The sequence below is a fragment of the Spirochaetia bacterium genome, assembly GCA_022482625.1.
Taxonomy (GTDB): domain Bacteria; phylum Spirochaetota; class Spirochaetia; order Sphaerochaetales; family Sphaerochaetaceae; genus Pleomorphochaeta.
Genome location: JAKVOU010000001.1, coordinates 3,242,616 through 3,257,298, shown reverse-complemented (window position 1 = coordinate 3,257,298; position 14,683 = coordinate 3,242,616). Strand labels below are relative to the sequence as shown.

17 protein-coding genes and 1 tRNA gene are annotated in these 14,683 nt (G+C 45.1%); 11 read left to right on the top strand and 7 right to left on the bottom strand.

The features are described from left to right. Positions 1 to 84 precede the first annotated feature (84 nt). The gene (locus LKE40_14795; protein ID MCH3918695.1) at positions 85 to 660 is read left to right on the top strand and encodes a TIGR00730 family Rossman fold protein; all 576 of its coding nucleotides are present in this window, start codon (positions 85 to 87) and stop codon (positions 658 to 660) included. Here LKE40_14795 and LKE40_14790 read toward each other — a convergent pair. Both LKE40_14790 and LKE40_14785 read right to left on the bottom strand, forming a co-directional pair. Beyond that, a complete protein-coding gene (locus tag LKE40_14790; GenBank protein ID MCH3918694.1) occupies positions 655 to 1,566 on the bottom strand; it encodes a hypothetical protein in 912 nt (303 codons plus the stop codon). The genes LKE40_14795 and LKE40_14790 overlap by 6 nt on opposite strands. A 130-nt stretch (positions 1,567 to 1,696) precedes the next feature. Beyond that, positions 1,697 to 2,572, bottom strand: a complete 876-nt coding sequence (locus tag LKE40_14785) for a carbohydrate kinase (protein MCH3918693.1) — start codon at positions 2,570 to 2,572, stop codon at positions 1,697 to 1,699. Positions 2,573 to 2,721: 149 nt separating this feature from the next. Between LKE40_14785 and LKE40_14780 the strand changes: the two genes are divergently transcribed. The 3 genes from LKE40_14780 (at position 2,722) to LKE40_14770 (ending at position 5,717) form a co-directional block, all read left to right on the top strand. Next, complete coding sequence (locus tag LKE40_14780; GenBank protein ID MCH3918692.1) at positions 2,722 to 3,045, top strand: metalloregulator ArsR/SmtB family transcription factor; 324 nt, start codon at positions 2,722 to 2,724, stop codon at positions 3,043 to 3,045. A 586-nt stretch (positions 3,046 to 3,631) separates the two neighbouring features. Beyond that, positions 3,632 to 5,515 (top strand): heavy metal translocating P-type ATPase, encoded by a 1,884-nt coding sequence (locus LKE40_14775; protein MCH3918691.1) that lies wholly within the window; start codon positions 3,632 to 3,634, stop codon positions 5,513 to 5,515. Between the two features lie 128 nt (positions 5,516 to 5,643). Continuing rightward, positions 5,644 to 5,717 (top strand) — tRNA-Asp (locus LKE40_14770). A 74-nt stretch (positions 5,718 to 5,791) separates the two neighbouring features. On the opposite strand, the gene LKE40_14765 is transcribed toward LKE40_14770, so the two are convergent. Further along, positions 5,792 to 5,992 (bottom strand): hypothetical protein, encoded by a 201-nt coding sequence (locus LKE40_14765; protein MCH3918690.1) that lies wholly within the window; start codon positions 5,990 to 5,992, stop codon positions 5,792 to 5,794. A gap of 43 nt (positions 5,993 to 6,035) precedes the next feature. Between LKE40_14765 and LKE40_14760 the strand changes: the two genes are divergently transcribed. The 6 genes from LKE40_14760 (at position 6,036) to LKE40_14735 (ending at position 9,383) form a co-directional block, all read left to right on the top strand. After that, entirely contained in the window at positions 6,036 to 6,575 is a 540-nt protein-coding gene (locus tag LKE40_14760) for a cyclic nucleotide-binding domain-containing protein (protein MCH3918689.1), read from the top strand. Between the two features lie 46 nt (positions 6,576 to 6,621). Further along, positions 6,622 to 6,912: a hypothetical protein gene (locus LKE40_14755; GenBank protein ID MCH3918688.1), complete on the top strand. Its 291-nt coding sequence runs from the start codon at positions 6,622 to 6,624 to the stop codon at positions 6,910 to 6,912. A 76-nt stretch (positions 6,913 to 6,988) separates the two neighbouring features. After that, entirely contained in the window at positions 6,989 to 7,705 is a 717-nt protein-coding gene (locus LKE40_14750) for a sulfatase-like hydrolase/transferase (protein MCH3918687.1), read from the top strand. Positions 7,706 to 7,815: 110 nt separating this feature from the next. Further along, complete coding sequence (locus LKE40_14745; protein MCH3918686.1) at positions 7,816 to 8,091, top strand: sulfatase-like hydrolase/transferase; 276 nt, start codon at positions 7,816 to 7,818, stop codon at positions 8,089 to 8,091. Next, positions 8,088 to 9,134: a sulfatase-like hydrolase/transferase gene (locus LKE40_14740; GenBank protein ID MCH3918685.1), complete on the top strand. Its 1,047-nt coding sequence runs from the start codon at positions 8,088 to 8,090 to the stop codon at positions 9,132 to 9,134. The genes LKE40_14745 and LKE40_14740 overlap by 4 nt, the downstream gene beginning before the upstream one ends. A 24-nt stretch (positions 9,135 to 9,158) precedes the next feature. Beyond that, complete coding sequence (locus LKE40_14735; protein ID MCH3918684.1) at positions 9,159 to 9,383, top strand: hypothetical protein; 225 nt, start codon at positions 9,159 to 9,161, stop codon at positions 9,381 to 9,383. Between the two features lie 142 nt (positions 9,384 to 9,525). Here LKE40_14735 and LKE40_14730 read toward each other — a convergent pair whose 3' ends face one another. The 4 genes from LKE40_14730 to argC are packed head-to-tail and all read right to left on the bottom strand — an operon-like array spanning position 9,526 to position 13,894. Continuing rightward, complete coding sequence (locus LKE40_14730) at positions 9,526 to 10,722, bottom strand: aspartate aminotransferase family protein (GenBank protein MCH3918683.1); 1,197 nt, start codon at positions 10,720 to 10,722, stop codon at positions 9,526 to 9,528. Then, positions 10,719 to 11,603, bottom strand: a complete 885-nt coding sequence (gene argB, locus LKE40_14725) for an acetylglutamate kinase (protein MCH3918682.1) — start codon at positions 11,601 to 11,603, stop codon at positions 10,719 to 10,721. Before argB ends, LKE40_14730 begins: the two co-directional genes overlap by 4 nt. Before the next feature lie 3 nt (positions 11,604 to 11,606). After that, positions 11,607 to 12,839 carry a bifunctional glutamate N-acetyltransferase/amino-acid acetyltransferase ArgJ gene (argJ, locus tag LKE40_14720; protein ID MCH3918681.1) on the bottom strand — a complete coding sequence of 411 codons (1,233 nt, stop codon included), beginning with the start codon at positions 12,837 to 12,839 and terminating at the stop codon, positions 11,607 to 11,609. An 11-nt stretch (positions 12,840 to 12,850) separates the two neighbouring features. Continuing rightward, on the bottom strand, positions 12,851 to 13,894 hold the full coding sequence (argC, locus tag LKE40_14715) for an N-acetyl-gamma-glutamyl-phosphate reductase (protein ID MCH3918680.1): 1,044 nt from the start codon (positions 13,892 to 13,894) through the stop codon (positions 12,851 to 12,853). Between the two features lie 296 nt (positions 13,895 to 14,190). Here argC and purE point away from each other — a divergent pair, with 296 nt between their 5' ends. After that, positions 14,191 to 14,673, top strand: coding sequence for a 5-(carboxyamino)imidazole ribonucleotide mutase (gene purE, locus LKE40_14710; protein MCH3918679.1), 483 nt, complete (start codon positions 14,191 to 14,193; stop codon positions 14,671 to 14,673). The last annotated feature ends 10 nt before the right edge of the window (positions 14,674 to 14,683 follow it).

Below are 14,683 nucleotides of genomic sequence, written 5' to 3'. Positions count from 1 at the left end.
CTCTTTTTTTTATAATTCAGCCTGAAAATCCTTCCGATATTTCTTCCTGTTGATTAGATTCCCATTCTTCCCTATGCTTTACCTATGAATATTATCAATTCACTTGCCGTCTTCTGCGGAAGTTCCACAGGGAACAATCAAAAGTTCACGGAAGAAGCAGTCAACCTCGGAAAAGAACTATACAAAAGAAACATACGTCTCATCTATGGCGGCGGCAACCTAGGCCTTATGGGAAAAACGGCCGATACGCTCTCATCTCTTGGTGGCTATGTCATCGGCATACTCCCGGAAAGCCTGAACCTTCCGAAAGTCTGCAACAAGCAGGTTGAATCGGAAAGAATCATCGTCAAGGACATGCATGAGAGGAAAGCTCAGATGTACCGCCGTGCCGATGCCTTCATAGCTCTTCCAGGAGGTATCGGTACCTATGAAGAGCTGATGGAAGTCTATACGTGGCTTCAGCTCGGCTATCACAGGAAACCGGTCGGCATACTGAACATCGACGGATTCTATGACGGCCTGCTGCAACAACTGCGACACAGTATGGAAGAAGGATTCCTCAAGAAAGACATCCTTGGCACTCTGGTCGTTGCCACAGACTGCATACCCCTCCTTGACGGTCTAAGCAAAGCCAACCTTGACTTCTCTGCAAAGCTATGATTCCCTCCATAGCCTGCGCGGATAATAGCCTTCATCAATTTTGGCAGAAAGAGCCTGACGGACCAACGTGCGGTCCTGTGCATAGGTCATGCCGAACCATTTTTCTTCTGTCGTATAGAATCGCAAACGTCCGAAACCATTGGCAACCATCCAGCTCGTTCCCTCCGGCAAATAGCATTCCTTCTTCTCTGTCGTAATATTCTTTTCCAAGAACTCATGCCAGTAAGTTTCAAAATGGTCAAATGCTGAAGTTGCAAAACCGAAGAAATTCATGGAAACCCATTCCTTGCCACTCAGCACAAAATCCTTACCATCCAAGTGGCTGATTATCTGGTCACCCACAAACTCAATGCTGGTATTCTCCCTCATGCTGGTAAGGAAACCATCCTTGACCTGACAAACTGCTCTGGATACAGAACCTGTTTTGCTCATAGTATTCTCAAGGATATAACCGACCATTGCATGTTCGCAACTGTCAGGTTCAAGGTGTGAAAGATGTTCTTCCATGAGGCTGAAAGCTTGCCGCCCATAGTAGTCATCACTGTTGATGACGCAGAACGGCTCATGGATAAGCTCTCTGGCACAGAGCACAGCCTGCATGGTACCCCAAGGTTTATGTCGGTCTTTGCTCATAGCAATCTGTGTAGGTGTCAGCAGGCTGTCAAGGGATTGAAAGACATAGCTGGCATCCATGTTCGCGGCTATCCTATCAAAAAGCCGTTCTCTGAAATCAGCTTCAATATCTTTACGAATAATGAATACGACCTTGCCGAATCCGGATTTCTGGGCATCATATACCCCAAAATCCAGCAAAGTCTCTCCATTGAGTCCGACAGAATCAATCTGTTTTACTCCACCATATCTGCTGCCCAATCCTGCAGCCATTACTACCAATGTCGGTTTCATATATACTCCCTCTCTATTGAGTCACAACGTATACAACATCCGAACACGGTAATCGACACAAAGATTTTTCTTCCGCTCCGGCATGGTTGCCCAACGTATATCGGAAGGACATCCCGATATCCACTTCTGTTCATTTCCACATTGAAAGGACTGATTGGTCATATTCAGGAATGGCACCGGCATGCGATACGACAAAATCAGCCAGGTCGGAAGCCTTGCGCACGGCATCTGTCAGGCTGTCGCCCTTTGACAGTGAAAACAGAAATCCCGCTGACAGGCTATCGCCTGCACCTACGGTATCCACGACTTTCACCTTGGCAACATCCTTATGAACCTTTCCCGTCCTGGTATAGGCTGTAGTGCCCTTCTTGCCCTCTGTAACAAGGATGATATCCATTGTTGTGTGACTTTCAAGAATCTGTGAAGGAATGTCTGCCCCCGTGAAGCCCAACGCTTCTGCAATTATAGGGACTTCCTCATCATTCATCTTGAGAATGTTGCACTTTGAAATTCCATTCTTCAATATTTCCTTGCTGTAGAAATGCTTACGGAGGTTAACATCAAAAAAGAAAATCCTGCTATCAATCACATCAAGCAACTGCTCAAGCGTCCTGCGCGAACCCTCGGATCTTTGGGCAAGAGTGCCAAAACAAAATACATCCCATTGGCAGGAAGCCAGTTCTGCAAGCTGTACCGATGTAAGAGTAATATCATCCCAAGCGCAAGGATCATTGAATTCATAGGTAGGAACACCATTGGAGTCCAGGACAATATCGGCCCTGCCTGTCGGATATGTTGACTGCTTGATATACTTGTCATCTATGCCTAAGGCCCGTATGTCCGACAGGGCAGCCCTGCCCAACTCATCATCTGAAAGAGCACTGATGATAGTCGCCTGTCCTCCCATCTTTGCTATATGCCCGGTAACATTCAGCGGAGCACCGCCCAACCGACGTCCATCACTGAAAACATCCCAAAGTATTTCACCGAAAGCAAGGAAATTCATACATACCCTCCTCATCTGCTGCCAGAGATACAATCATACTCTGCCTGACATATTCACAGACACATCGCATTCCGTCAAGAGGAAAATCATGACTTGACGAAGGTAGAACGCAAGGAATATATTTTTAATAGCTTATGCAGGAAACACAGATGGAAATCAACGAAAGCAATCTACACAAATGTTGTCTATTCTTCAAAGTGCTCGGTGACCCGACGCGGATGAGAATCATACTTGTCTTGAAAGGACAGGAACTTTGTGTAAGCGAAATCTGTGAAAAGCTCAACATGAGTCCCTCTGCAGTTTCACATCAGCTCAATGTGCTTAGAAAAGCCAGAGTCGTAAAATCACGTCGTGACGGAAAAAACATCTACTATAGTTTTGACGACGGCCATGTGGATTCCGTCATCAACTCTGCACTGGAACATACCATACTTGAACCCCTCCAACAGCTTGAAAAAAAAGCCACAGAATAAATCCACCTCAGTATAAACTTCCAAAACAGTATTTTTCCGATCTTGGATAAGCAACCATCGGTTTTTCTTCATATGAATCCTACTTCACCCACATTTTTCCAGTTTGCCTTTACTAGCCTTGCAATCCCTGTTGTTTTTCAAAGCATTTTTTCTCCTACCCTTCTCACGAACAGGACAAGAGAAAAACAAAAATCATTTTTCTCTATCTACCATATAATTGCTAATGACCGCAGAAGGGTTTGTTCAGTTTCATCATAAAAAAAAGGGAATGCATTTGCCAAATAGAACCAAAATAACAGATCAGATATAAAATGAGATATGTTGGCCTGAAGCACTTTCCTTTTCTGCTTCGTGGCGGTACAGTCGCTGTCGATGCTTACGGAACCATAGCAGTATATCCGAGAACCTGAAAGACCGATGCATCTTTGCGCATGCTGCAAGAACTTCTATATACATCTTTTTAAATCACACCTCAAAAAACGAAATTTTCTTTTCAGACAATTTGCCTATTGACATATGAACAGTTATTCATATATAGTTGGACCAGAAATCATTTGAATAGATATTCAAATGAATCGGAGTACAGATGAAAAAAAAACCAAATATTCAGACAAGGCTGGTCGCCAGCAGTATCCTGTTCACCCTAGGATTCCTTTTAAATCAAAAGTTTTTCATCATAGCCTATCTCATCAGTGGCTATGATGTCCTATGGAAGGCAATCAAAGGTATGAAGAAAATAGACTTCATGGATGAAATATTCCTGATGTCCATTGCATCCTTGGGAGCTTTTGCCCTTGGGCAAATGGCTGAAGGTACTGCGGTCATGCTTTTTTACCAGCTGGGAGAATATCTGGAACACAGGGCAATGCACCGGTCAAACCAGTCCATCGACGCCCTGAGAAAAATGGTAAGTGACAAAGCAACAGTCTATCGGAATGGTAAGGTCCTGTCGGTAGCCCCTGCTACCGTACTCATCGGGGAACTGCTGGAAATCAAACCAGGAGAGAGGGTCCCGATCGACTGTCTCGTTGAAGAAGGAAAGTCTTCAGTCGATACTTCATCTCTTACAGGGGAAGCAATGCCTATGCAGGCAATACCGGGAACCGAGCTGCTTTCCGGCATGATCAACAATGATGGCCTAATCAAGGCAAAGACTGTGAAATCATTCAGCCAATCAACAAGCAGCAGGATACTTCAGCTTGTCGAACAAGCCAGGAAGCAAAAATCAAAAAGCGAAACATTCATAAGCAGCTTTGCAAAGGTATATACTCCGATTGTCGTCTTTTCGGCAATTGCCCTCACTGCAATACCTGTCCTTTTGCTCGGAAAGCCACTGGATACCTGGATCTACCGGTCACTTGTCTTTCTCGTCGTATCATGTCCCTGTGCCCTGGTCATTTCGGTACCGTTGACATTTTTTGCCGGTATAGGTGCTCTGGCAAAGAAAGGCATACTGGTCAAGGGATCAAGCTTCATGGACAAGCTCGCAAAAGTCACTTACGTAGCATTTGACAAAACAGGAACCATTACAAAAGGTAGTTTTTCATTGATCGGCATATATACGGCAAAAAACACAAGTAGAGAAGACTTGCTCTGGCTCACTGCACTTTCAGAAAGCAAGTCCAACCATCCTATTGCAAGATCCATCATAGGAGAATGGGAAGCAAACCAGCAAACAATCAGAAAGGACAGACATTATTCACTGACCACTGACCTGGAAGCACAACGGCATCTTTCAGGAACAAAAGAATTCGCAGGTATGGGGTTGGAAGCAAAAATCGATGGCAGACTCATCCAGGTGGGCAATGAAAAATTCATGAAGCAACTGCAGGTAGCTCTTCCTTACGATGAAATCGCACCGATGGCTTCCGTAGCAACACTCATACACGTAGCCGCTGAGGGTACGTACCTAGGTACTGTAGGAATCGGAGACATATTGAGGAAAGATACTGATCAGGTCATCCAGGCACTCAAGCGATTGGGGATCAGACGTACCTACCTGCTCAGCGGAGACAGTCAGGCCAATACAGACAAAGTTGCAGCAGAAGTCGGCATCAATGAGGCGAAGGCACAGCTGCTTCCTCAAGGAAAGGTAGCTGAGGTTGTCAAGATCAAGCAGCAAGGCGGCACCGTAGCATTCATCGGAGATGGAATGAATGACGCTCCGGTAATCGCTACCGCCGATGTAGGCATTGCCATGGGAGCACTGGGCAGTGATGCTGCAATTGAAGCAAGTGATATGGTTGTCATGGGTGAAGACCTTGCAACGCTTCCTCAGGCAATCAGGATTTCCCGCAAGACTGTAAGAATTGCAAGACAGAATATTGTATTTGCCCTGACAGTAAAAATAGCCATACTGATCCTTGGTGCATTTGGGCTAGCTACCATGTGGATGGCAGTCTTTGCAGATGTCGGAGTAAGCATGCTGGCAATCCTCAATGCAATGAGAATGCTTAGAAATCGTCAGTAGGAAAAACCAGAAAACAGCACAGCCCTAGACAAAATCCACTTTCCTTGCCATGTGACAGACGATTTATCAACGACTTTTAAAAAGGGTATTGACAGCAGGACTTCTTTCAGATATGTTAACACAAGTTCGAGGGCGTAGCGAAGCTGGTTATCGCGTCGGCCTGTCACGCCGAAGATCGCGGGTTCGATACCCGTCGCTCTCGCTTAAGGCTCCTTACATGCGTAGGGAGTCTTTTTATGTCCCTTTCTCTACTTTCTTCAGTCGCACTCGTATGGTCTACAGACAATCTTCACGGAAACATTCCTGAAACAAAAAACTGCCAAACACTGCCATAGGTAAAGGCAATAAAGTAGCAAAAACAGAAATATCTTCAACCAAAAAACTATAAAAAAGAATCGTTAGTCCTTTATATATAAGAAAAATAATGCACAAATCAGATATTTCAGCAAACAATATTGATAATCTGCCATTTGACATTGTTTTGTGCCATACAATTTCTATAATTGACACATGATTCAGATTGAGCAATACATCGAAAAAAAAACAATGGTGCCGAGACCTGTTCAAACAGCTACCTGCCGATATAGCAGAACTAAGAGAACTCCTTTCGTTGCCTGCAAATGAAACCGTAATTCAGAAGGGAATGGAAAACAAATACATATACATACTGCTTGAAGGAGAGATACAGGTACTGAATGAGTATGAAAATGGCAGAAGTTTTTCTTTTGCAGTAACGCAAGCTCCCGGATTTACAGGTCTATTGGAATTTTTTGCAGAAGAAAAGTATGCAACCTCCACGGTAGAAACAACAAAGCCATCAGTTTTTCTACGAATGACAAAATCAGATTTCAGGCAGTGGGTTGAGAATGACTTCAGTGCATACAAGACAGCCGTGACCTATTTTGCAAAGCGAATGTATCCATCCATTTCCTCAATGGGCAACAGCGGGGCATATACGAACAGGCATATCCTACTCAACTACCTGTTCCTTACCTATGGAAATGATATCAACTCCAAAAGAAAATATAGAATTCCCATTACAAAGGAAAAACTGGCCTAGGAAATCAACATGAGTCTCAGGACTCTATCCCAGACAACTGGGCATCATGGACAATTCACCTCTTATCGTCAATCTCGGACTTGGGAACTGGATACGGCAGTTGCAGACAGTCGGCTATGAAACAAGTACCTTCGGGAAGACGCATGACTACAGCTACAATGGTGCATATCCTGACAAGAGGAACATGGAAGGCTACCAACATGAGCTCGGTATCGATGTCATAGACGAAATTCCAGGGCCTAGGACTCTATGTAAGCTTAAATCATACCTCCATCAGGAAATTGAAAAAGCAAGGCTCGTCAATGATTATGAAAGTAACTTAAAAGAAAAGATATGACAACAAACATCGGCGGGATACTCCGTCAATCCTACCGGAACATCTCAACCCAGATGTCTATCCGGCGGACAAAGCAATGGAATATCTTGAAGCCGTAGATGTTGGCAAACCTTTTTTCTGTGCTGTCAGTTTTGTCGGTCCGCATGATCCTTGGGACAGTCCACGTAAGTACAGCGAACCATTCGATAATGATTTCTTTCCGGCTCCCCGTCCGAAACTTCAGGACGAGCCTTCCAGAAAACCTTGTTCATGGGATGATCAAAAACCATATCCTGATATCATGCAGGAAGAAGCAATTGCACTAAGGAAAAACTATGCAGGCAAAGTCCGAATGATAGATACAAAGATCAGACAGATATTCCAGCTTTTGAAAGACAGGAAACTCTATGATGATACCCTCATTGTCTTTACTTCCGATCATGGTGAAATGAACGGTGATTACGGCAGACTTTACAAGAAAAATTTCACAGATCCTGCCGTCAAAGTACCATTGGTCATCAAAGGATTGGATGACAGAAAAGGTGCTGTCTGCCAAGATTTGGTTTCACTTATCGATCTAGGACCGACTATCCTAGACAGCCAAGATATTGAACCAGATTTTCCAATGGAAGGGACAAGCCTTCTTTCAAACAGAAAAAGAGAATCAATCGTCAGCCAGTACAAAGAAGACCAGATGATTTTCAATGGCAGATGGAAACTGGTCATCAATAAAAAAAAGCCGGTTTTCCTATTTGATCACATCAATGACAAAGATGAACATATAAATATGATCAATAGTCATAAAACAATCTAGCAAAATCTGCTTGCGAAGCCCATTGCCTATGGAAACGACGTAAGTTCCATCCCAGCCGACAACGGAAATCCAATAAAACAAACCATAAGGAACAAGGACACCTCACATAGATGAAAACACCGAACATACTATTCATTACTACCGACCAACAAAGAAAAGATACCTTGGGCTACTATGGCTATCCTCAGCTCAAGACGCCGCATCTGGATGCCTTGGCAGCTGACGGAAAATTATTTTCCAATGCATATTCCCCAAATCCTGCATGCATCCCCGCAAGGCATGGTATTCTGACCGGTCTTCCCAGCCGGTTCCATGGCTTTGACCATAACTATTTCAATGATGAAAAACATCTTCCCTATAATATTCCGGCCTTTCCGAACTCTTGAACAATGCAGGCTATGATACGGTCGCAATAGGGAAAATGCACTTTGCCCCGGTACGTTGCAGCCATGGATTCAATCGAATGTATCTCATGGAAGAATACCCAAAATACAGGGAAGACGATGAATATCTGCAGTATTTGGCTGCAAATGGCTATGGAAATATAGCTTCTGTCCATGGTGTCAGAAATTACCTCTACATGCGGCCGCAACAGTCTTTGCTCCCAGATGAACTCCATGGTTCTTCCTTTGTGGCAGACAAAACCATTGCTCTCCTTGAAGAAAGGGATGGATCCAGGCCATTCATGTACTGGACATCCTTCATTGCTCCCCACCCCCCGTTCAATGTACCGGCAGACTGGGCGCATCTATATGATGATATAGAGTTACCTGCCCCTTTGGCATCAAAGACTCCGCTCTGTGCCATCGCAGAAGGAAACAAGGCAATTGCAGAGTTCAGTAGCCGTGAAGAATTCAGGAGAGCTGTCAGGCTCTATCACTGTTCAGTTGCTTTTGTCGATTACCAAATCGGAAAAATCATCGATAAGCTTAAGGAAAAAGACCTTTACGACAATACGTTGGTCATCTTCACTTCAGACCATGGTGAAATGCTCGGCGACTATGGTACATTCCAGAAATTCCTACCATATGATCAAGCATGCAGAATTCCTTTCATCTGCAAACCTCCTAAGGAAAACGAACTTCAGGTCAGTGACAATGCTTTCATTGATTTATATGATATCTTACCGACATTCCTGGACATAACCCAAGTTTCTTATCCTGCTGAAATCAAACTGCCAGGAGAAAGCCTTTTCTCCTCGGAAGAGAAAAGAGACAGAAACAAGGAAATCATAGAATATAATCAGGGGAATAAAAGATGGCTCAGCATCACAGACGGGAAATTCAAGTTCAATTACTTTTTCGGTGACGGACAGATGGAACTGTTTGACCTTACACAAGCAGGTAATGAAGCGGAAAACCTCCTTTGTGATCAAAAGGATACATATACAGAAATTAGCAGACCATACTATGAAGAACTAAAAAATTAGGAAAAAGAATGGGGACATCCCGGAATGGTACAACAAGACAAACTGGGCATCCTGCCACCTTATGTCCCACAACCTTTCAAGGAAAGGAATTTCCCTGTTTTCCCAAGTCATCTCAAAGATTGGGAACGTCAGTCCATGATACCGCTTGAAAAAGAAATAAAACTGGCAACAACTGATGAACCAACCGTACAGTTGGCTGACAACATCCTCTGTGATACTGAAAATAAGATTCCAAACTATAATTCCTAAAAAGGATTGATATATTGAACTAATATAGTAATAACTGGGATTTTAGTCACAAAATCAATTACGCTTTCTATAAATAACTATTTTGTAAAACAAAGATCCAACCCAACAAACAAGTCGGATCTTTTATCAAAATGAAAGCAGATTATGCCAATGAGGCAAAGGCCTCATCAAGGATAGCAATACACCTGTCAATATCTTCCTTGGAAACAATCAAAGGCGGAACGAAGCGCAGCACATCACTACCTGCACTAAGCACCAAAAGTTGTTTCTCAAAAGCAGCATCAACAACTTTTCTAGGAGGAATCGCAAGTTGCAGACCAAGCATGAGTCCCCTGCCACGGACCGAAACACAGAGTGCCGGATACTTTTCGACAAACTTCTCCAGCTGTTGCTTGAGATAGGAACCTTTCGCCCTCACTGATGCACAGAAGGCAGGATCAGCAAGGATATCTGCTATATAGCTGGCACCCGTTGCCGCAAGGAAATTTCCTCCGAACGTCGAGGCATGATCTCCTGGTTCGAATACGGTACTGGCTTTTCCTTGACTGAGCATGACACCACAAGGTACACCGCCTGCAACAGCCTTGGCACAGGCCACTACATCCGGCTGAACGCCATACCCTTGGAAGCAGAACGGGTAACCGCTTCTGCCCATGCCACACTGCACCTCATCAAACAACAGCAGGAGACCTTTTTCATCACAAAGCTTTCTCAGACCTTCAAGGAATTCTACAGTTGCAGGGATGACGCCACCCTCACCTTGAATAGGTTCGACCAATACCGCACAAGTCTTCTCATCGACCAAGGCTTTGACTGAATCCAGATCATTGAAGATAGCATACTCAATGCCGGAAAGCAATGGTTGGAAATTCTTATGGTATTTTTCTTGCCCTGTAGCCGTAATAGCACCGTAAGTCCGGCCATGGAAGGAATGCTGCATGCTGATAATCTTATATTTTCCCCCATGCAGGGCTCCATATTTCCTGGCAAGTTTCAAGGAAGCCTCATTTGCTTCAGCACCACTGTTGCAGAAAAACACATTGTCCATTCCTGAAAGGGCTACCAGTTTCTTTGCTGCAGTGATTTCGGGTTCGTTCCAATAGAGATTGGAACAGTGCAGGACTCCACCTTCAAGCACTTTCTTCAAGGCAGACATCAAGCCTTCATTTCCATATCCCAGTATGTTGACGGCAATTCCACCGACAAAATCAAGGTACGCCTTTCCATCTACATCATAGAGCCAGCAACCTTTCCCACTCTTGAACACCACAGGGACCTGTGCATAGGTATGGGCAACGAACTGCTGTCCTTCCGATATAAGTTCTTGCATATCACTCATAATTGGTTCTCCTCGTCATCCTTGACTACCATCGTTCCGATTCCTTTTGTCGTAAAGATTTCAAGCAACATGGAATGTGGAAGCCGCCCATCCAATACGTGGACGGAAGTTACCCCATGCTCAAGGGCAGAAAGGCAACATTCTACCTTCGGAATCATTCCGCCCTTTATGACACCATTGGCCAGATAATCAACAGCCTGACTTCTGGTCAGACGGGCAATCCTGGTCGATGGATCATCCTTATCCCTCAGAATGCCTTCGACATCGGTAAGGAAGACAAGTTTCTGGGCTCCCAAGGCTCCTGCAAGAGCGGAAGCACAGTAATCAGCATTGATATTATAGGTCTTTCCGTCATTACCGAAACCAACAGGTGAAACAACAGGAACATAACCTTCGCTCATCAGGTTCCTGACCAAGGAAGTATTGACATGCTCCACCTCACCGACAAAACCGATGTCTTCACCTTTCGGTCCGGGCTTTCTGCTGCACTGAAGCAAATGCCCATCTTTCCCATTGATCCCCACAGCCATGATACCGGCATCCTCAAGTTCCTGGACTATCATCTTTGAAATCGAACCGGAAAGCACCATTTCAGCAACGGCCGCAGTTTCTTCATCTGTTACTCTCTGTCCGTCAACGAACTTGCTCTTCTTGCCGATTCTCTCAAGGAATGAGGAAATATCCTTCCCTCCGCCATGGACGACAACAATATTGAGGCCAAGATACTTAAGCATGGCAAGATCCTTGACCACCGACTTCTTCAATTCAGGGTTGACCATAGCAGAACCGCCATACTTTACCACTACGGTGCAACCCGAAAATTTCTGGATATAAGGAATGGCCTCAATCAATACCTCTGCCTTTTCAATTGAATCCTTCACCCTTCAGCTCCTATAATCACCGTTGATACGGACATAGTCATACGTAAGGTCACAGCCCCATGCAGTTGCTGTGGCATCGCCGTCTTTCAGCTCTGCCACAACTTTGACTTCCTTTTCCAACAGGATCTGCTTGGCAAAGTCTTCATCAAACGGAATGGGAAGGCCTTTGTCGACAACCAGCACCTCTCCCTTTCCGCTGACAAAGGAAAGCTTGAGATGACCTATGCCGAAATCGACCCCGCTATACCCCATTGCACAGACGACCCGTCCCCAGTTTGCATCGCTGCCGAAAAACGCAGCCTTTACCAAATTGGAGCTGACAACGGACCTTGCCAAGGTTCTTGCATCCTTGAGTGTGCGTGCGCCCCGGACCGTAACTTCAATGAACGTTCCGGCCCCTTCCCCGTCACGGACAATTTCCTTTGCAAGATAGGTATGGACGTAGGTAAAGGCATCCTTGAAATCTTCCCATCCTTCACAGCCTTCCTCAAGTTCTGTGGCGCCGCTCTGTCCGTTTGCAAGGACCAGTACCGTATCATTCGTACTGGTATCCCCATCGACGCTGATCATATTGTAAGACTGGGCAATGGTAGGCCCAAGAAGTTTCTGCAAGGCAGATTTTGAAATACAGGCATCGGTAGTAATGAAGCTGAGCATCGTAGCCATGTTCGGATGGATCATCCCTGACCCCTTTGCCATGCCTCCGATAGTTACTGTCTTCCCTCCGATCTTACAAGTAACGCCTACCTGCTTGTCGTGGGTATCGGTAGTAAGGATTGCCGTGGCAGCATCCAAGCCATGGGACAAGTCTGTTCCCAAGGCTTCGATGCAGGAACCTATACCTTTCCTTATGGTATCCATCGGCATCGGAACGCCTATGACACCCGTTGAGCAGACAAGCACCTGCTTGCCCGCTATACCAAGTGCTTCAGCAGTGATTTCTGCCATATCATGTGCATCGGACAAACCTTTTTCGCCGGTACAGGCATTGGCATTGCCACTGTTGACGACAATGGCTTGGCAGGTGGTACTTTCAGCAACAAGCTTTCTATCCCATGCAACAGGAGCTGCTGCAGCAAGGTTAGTAGTAAAAGCTCCGGCAAACGTACAGGGAACTGCACTATAGATCATTGCCATGTCCTTCTTCCGTTTCTTCAGGCCGCAGGCAACTCCACTTGCCGAGAAGCCCTTGGCGGCAGTAACGCCTCCCTGCCCTTTCTTCAATATTTCAAACATATGTTCCCCACTCAGTAGGGATTGGCACACAGAAGTTCCAATCCCATGTTCTCTTCCAGTCCAAAATGGATGTTCATGTTCTGTACAGCCTGTCCGGCAGCACCCTTGACAAGATTGTCCAATGCCCCCATGGCAATGAAACAGCCTGTCCTTTCATCAATGACGTACCCGATATCAACTCTGTTTGTACCAAGGACGAAACGGGTTTCCGGCGGTCGTTTACCCATCAGATGTACGAATTGCTTTCCATCATACATATTGTGGTAGGCTTCATCGACCTGTATCTGATTGACTCCAGCTTTCAGCTTTGCCTGGCAGGTAGCAAGGATACCGCGGTTCATCGGGACCAGGTGAGGAGTGAACTGTACAGTGACTTTCTGGCCGGAAAGTTCACCCAACGCCTGTTCAATTTCAGGAGTATGGCGATGGCTGCTGACACCGTAGGCCTTGCAGGAACTGTTCACTTCACAGAACAGGTTCGCCACTTTCTCCCCTCTTCCTGCACCTGACACACCGCTCAAGGCATTTACATTGATTACCTCAGATTCAACCAGATGGTATTTAAGAAGAGGCGCCAAAGAGAGAATGGAACAAGTAGTATAGCAACCAGGATTTGCAATAAGAGATGATTTTGAAATCAAATCGTGGTCACACAGCTCACAAAGCCCATAGACAGCCTGTGAAAGAATTTGCTGAGAAGGAGCTGGTTTCTTGTACCATTGTTCATAGCAAGCAGGATCCTTGAGTCGGAAATCGGCACCGAGGTCTATCAGCAACGTACTGTTCACAACTGACTGCGTCACTTCTTTTGCGGCAATACCGGCAGGAAGTGCCAAGAACACTACAGCACATCGTTTGGCAAAGCTTTCCAGATCTTCTTCCTCAAGAACAAGATCACAGCTACCGGCCAATCCCGGGTATATATCAGACATCTTTTCCCCTGCATAGGAATGTGAAGCAAGGTGAGAAAGATGCACTTGCGGATGTTTTGCCAGTATTGCTGTCAACTGTGAACCGGCATACCCCGTGGCACCGATGATTCCTACTTCAATCATATCATTCTCCTTAATCTGCATAATACATATTTATGCAATAAAATCAAGATAGTTATGCATAAATATTTATTTTTTTTCATTCTTTATGTTTTTAGTGTATAAATACAAAAATGAAATACTTGAAATGGAAAATTGTTTTATCTGCAACATCAAAAGCCTTTCGAGAAGAATTTATCGTATTGGAATTGCCATTTGTTGCAACAAATTCCAAAATGTTGTTTTTTTTGTTCCATTCCTGTTGCAATTCTTTTCCACAGCCGATACTCTGGCGGCATATTTTCAATGAAAGGGAGCCTATGAACTACAAAGTAGCCATCGTCATGGGAAGTGACAGCGACCTTCCTCTGGCAAAGGAAACTGCACAGACCCTGAAAGAACTGGGCATCGACTATACATGCAATATCTATAGTGCACATAGAACCCCTGATGAAGCCACGGATTTTGCAAAAAAAGCAAGAGAAAAGGGATATGGCACTATCATTGCCATAGCTGGCAAAGCCGCACATCTGGCTGGAGTGCTTGCCTCACAGACCACACTCCCCGTAATCGGGGTTCCCACTTCAAGTTCCTTGGAAGGACTTGATGCGCTGCTTGCCACGGTACAGATGCCATCCGGCATACCGGTTGCCACAGTAGCGGTGGACGGAGCAAAGAATGCTGCCTTGCTTGCCGCCCAAATGCTGGCAATCACCGATGCTCAGCTTGCGACTGCCCTTGAAGAACTCAGGGCAAAGCAAAAGGAAAACATACTAGGGAAAAACAAGGACCTTGCCATATAGGCAAGGCCTT

What these genes read in the sequence shown, in the direction of transcription:
- LKE40_14795 (MCH3918695.1), top strand. Translation starts at nt 85, where the DNA reads ATGAATATTATCAATTCACTTGCCGTCTTCTGCGGAAGTTCCACAGGG.
- LKE40_14780 (MCH3918692.1), top strand. Translation starts at nt 2,722, where the DNA reads ATGGAAATCAACGAAAGCAATCTACACAAATGTTGTCTATTCTTCAAA.
- LKE40_14745 (MCH3918686.1), top strand. Translation starts at nt 7,816, where the DNA reads ATGAAAACACCGAACATACTATTCATTACTACCGACCAACAAAGAAAA.
- LKE40_14750 (MCH3918687.1), top strand. Translation starts at nt 6,989, where the DNA reads ATGGAATATCTTGAAGCCGTAGATGTTGGCAAACCTTTTTTCTGTGCT.
- argJ (MCH3918681.1), bottom strand. Translation starts at nt 12,839, where the DNA reads ATGTTTGAAATATTGAAGAAAGGGCAGGGAGGCGTTACTGCCGCCAAG.
- LKE40_14790 (MCH3918694.1), bottom strand. Translation starts at nt 1,566, where the DNA reads ATGAAACCGACATTGGTAGTAATGGCTGCAGGATTGGGCAGCAGATAT.
- LKE40_14775 (MCH3918691.1), top strand. Translation starts at nt 3,632, where the DNA reads ATGAAAAAAAAACCAAATATTCAGACAAGGCTGGTCGCCAGCAGTATC.
- argC (MCH3918680.1), bottom strand. Translation starts at nt 13,894, where the DNA reads ATGATTGAAGTAGGAATCATCGGTGCCACGGGGTATGCCGGTTCACAG.
- LKE40_14755 (MCH3918688.1), top strand. Translation starts at nt 6,622, where the DNA reads ATGGACAATTCACCTCTTATCGTCAATCTCGGACTTGGGAACTGGATA.
- LKE40_14730 (MCH3918683.1), bottom strand. Translation starts at nt 10,722, where the DNA reads ATGAGTGATATGCAAGAACTTATATCGGAAGGACAGCAGTTCGTTGCC.
- LKE40_14765 (MCH3918690.1), bottom strand. Translation starts at nt 5,992, where the DNA reads ATGTCAAATGGCAGATTATCAATATTGTTTGCTGAAATATCTGATTTG.
- LKE40_14735 (MCH3918684.1), top strand. Translation starts at nt 9,159, where the DNA reads ATGGTACAACAAGACAAACTGGGCATCCTGCCACCTTATGTCCCACAA.
- purE (MCH3918679.1), top strand. Translation starts at nt 14,191, where the DNA reads ATGAACTACAAAGTAGCCATCGTCATGGGAAGTGACAGCGACCTTCCT.
- LKE40_14785 (MCH3918693.1), bottom strand. Translation starts at nt 2,572, where the DNA reads ATGAATTTCCTTGCTTTCGGTGAAATACTTTGGGATGTTTTCAGTGAT.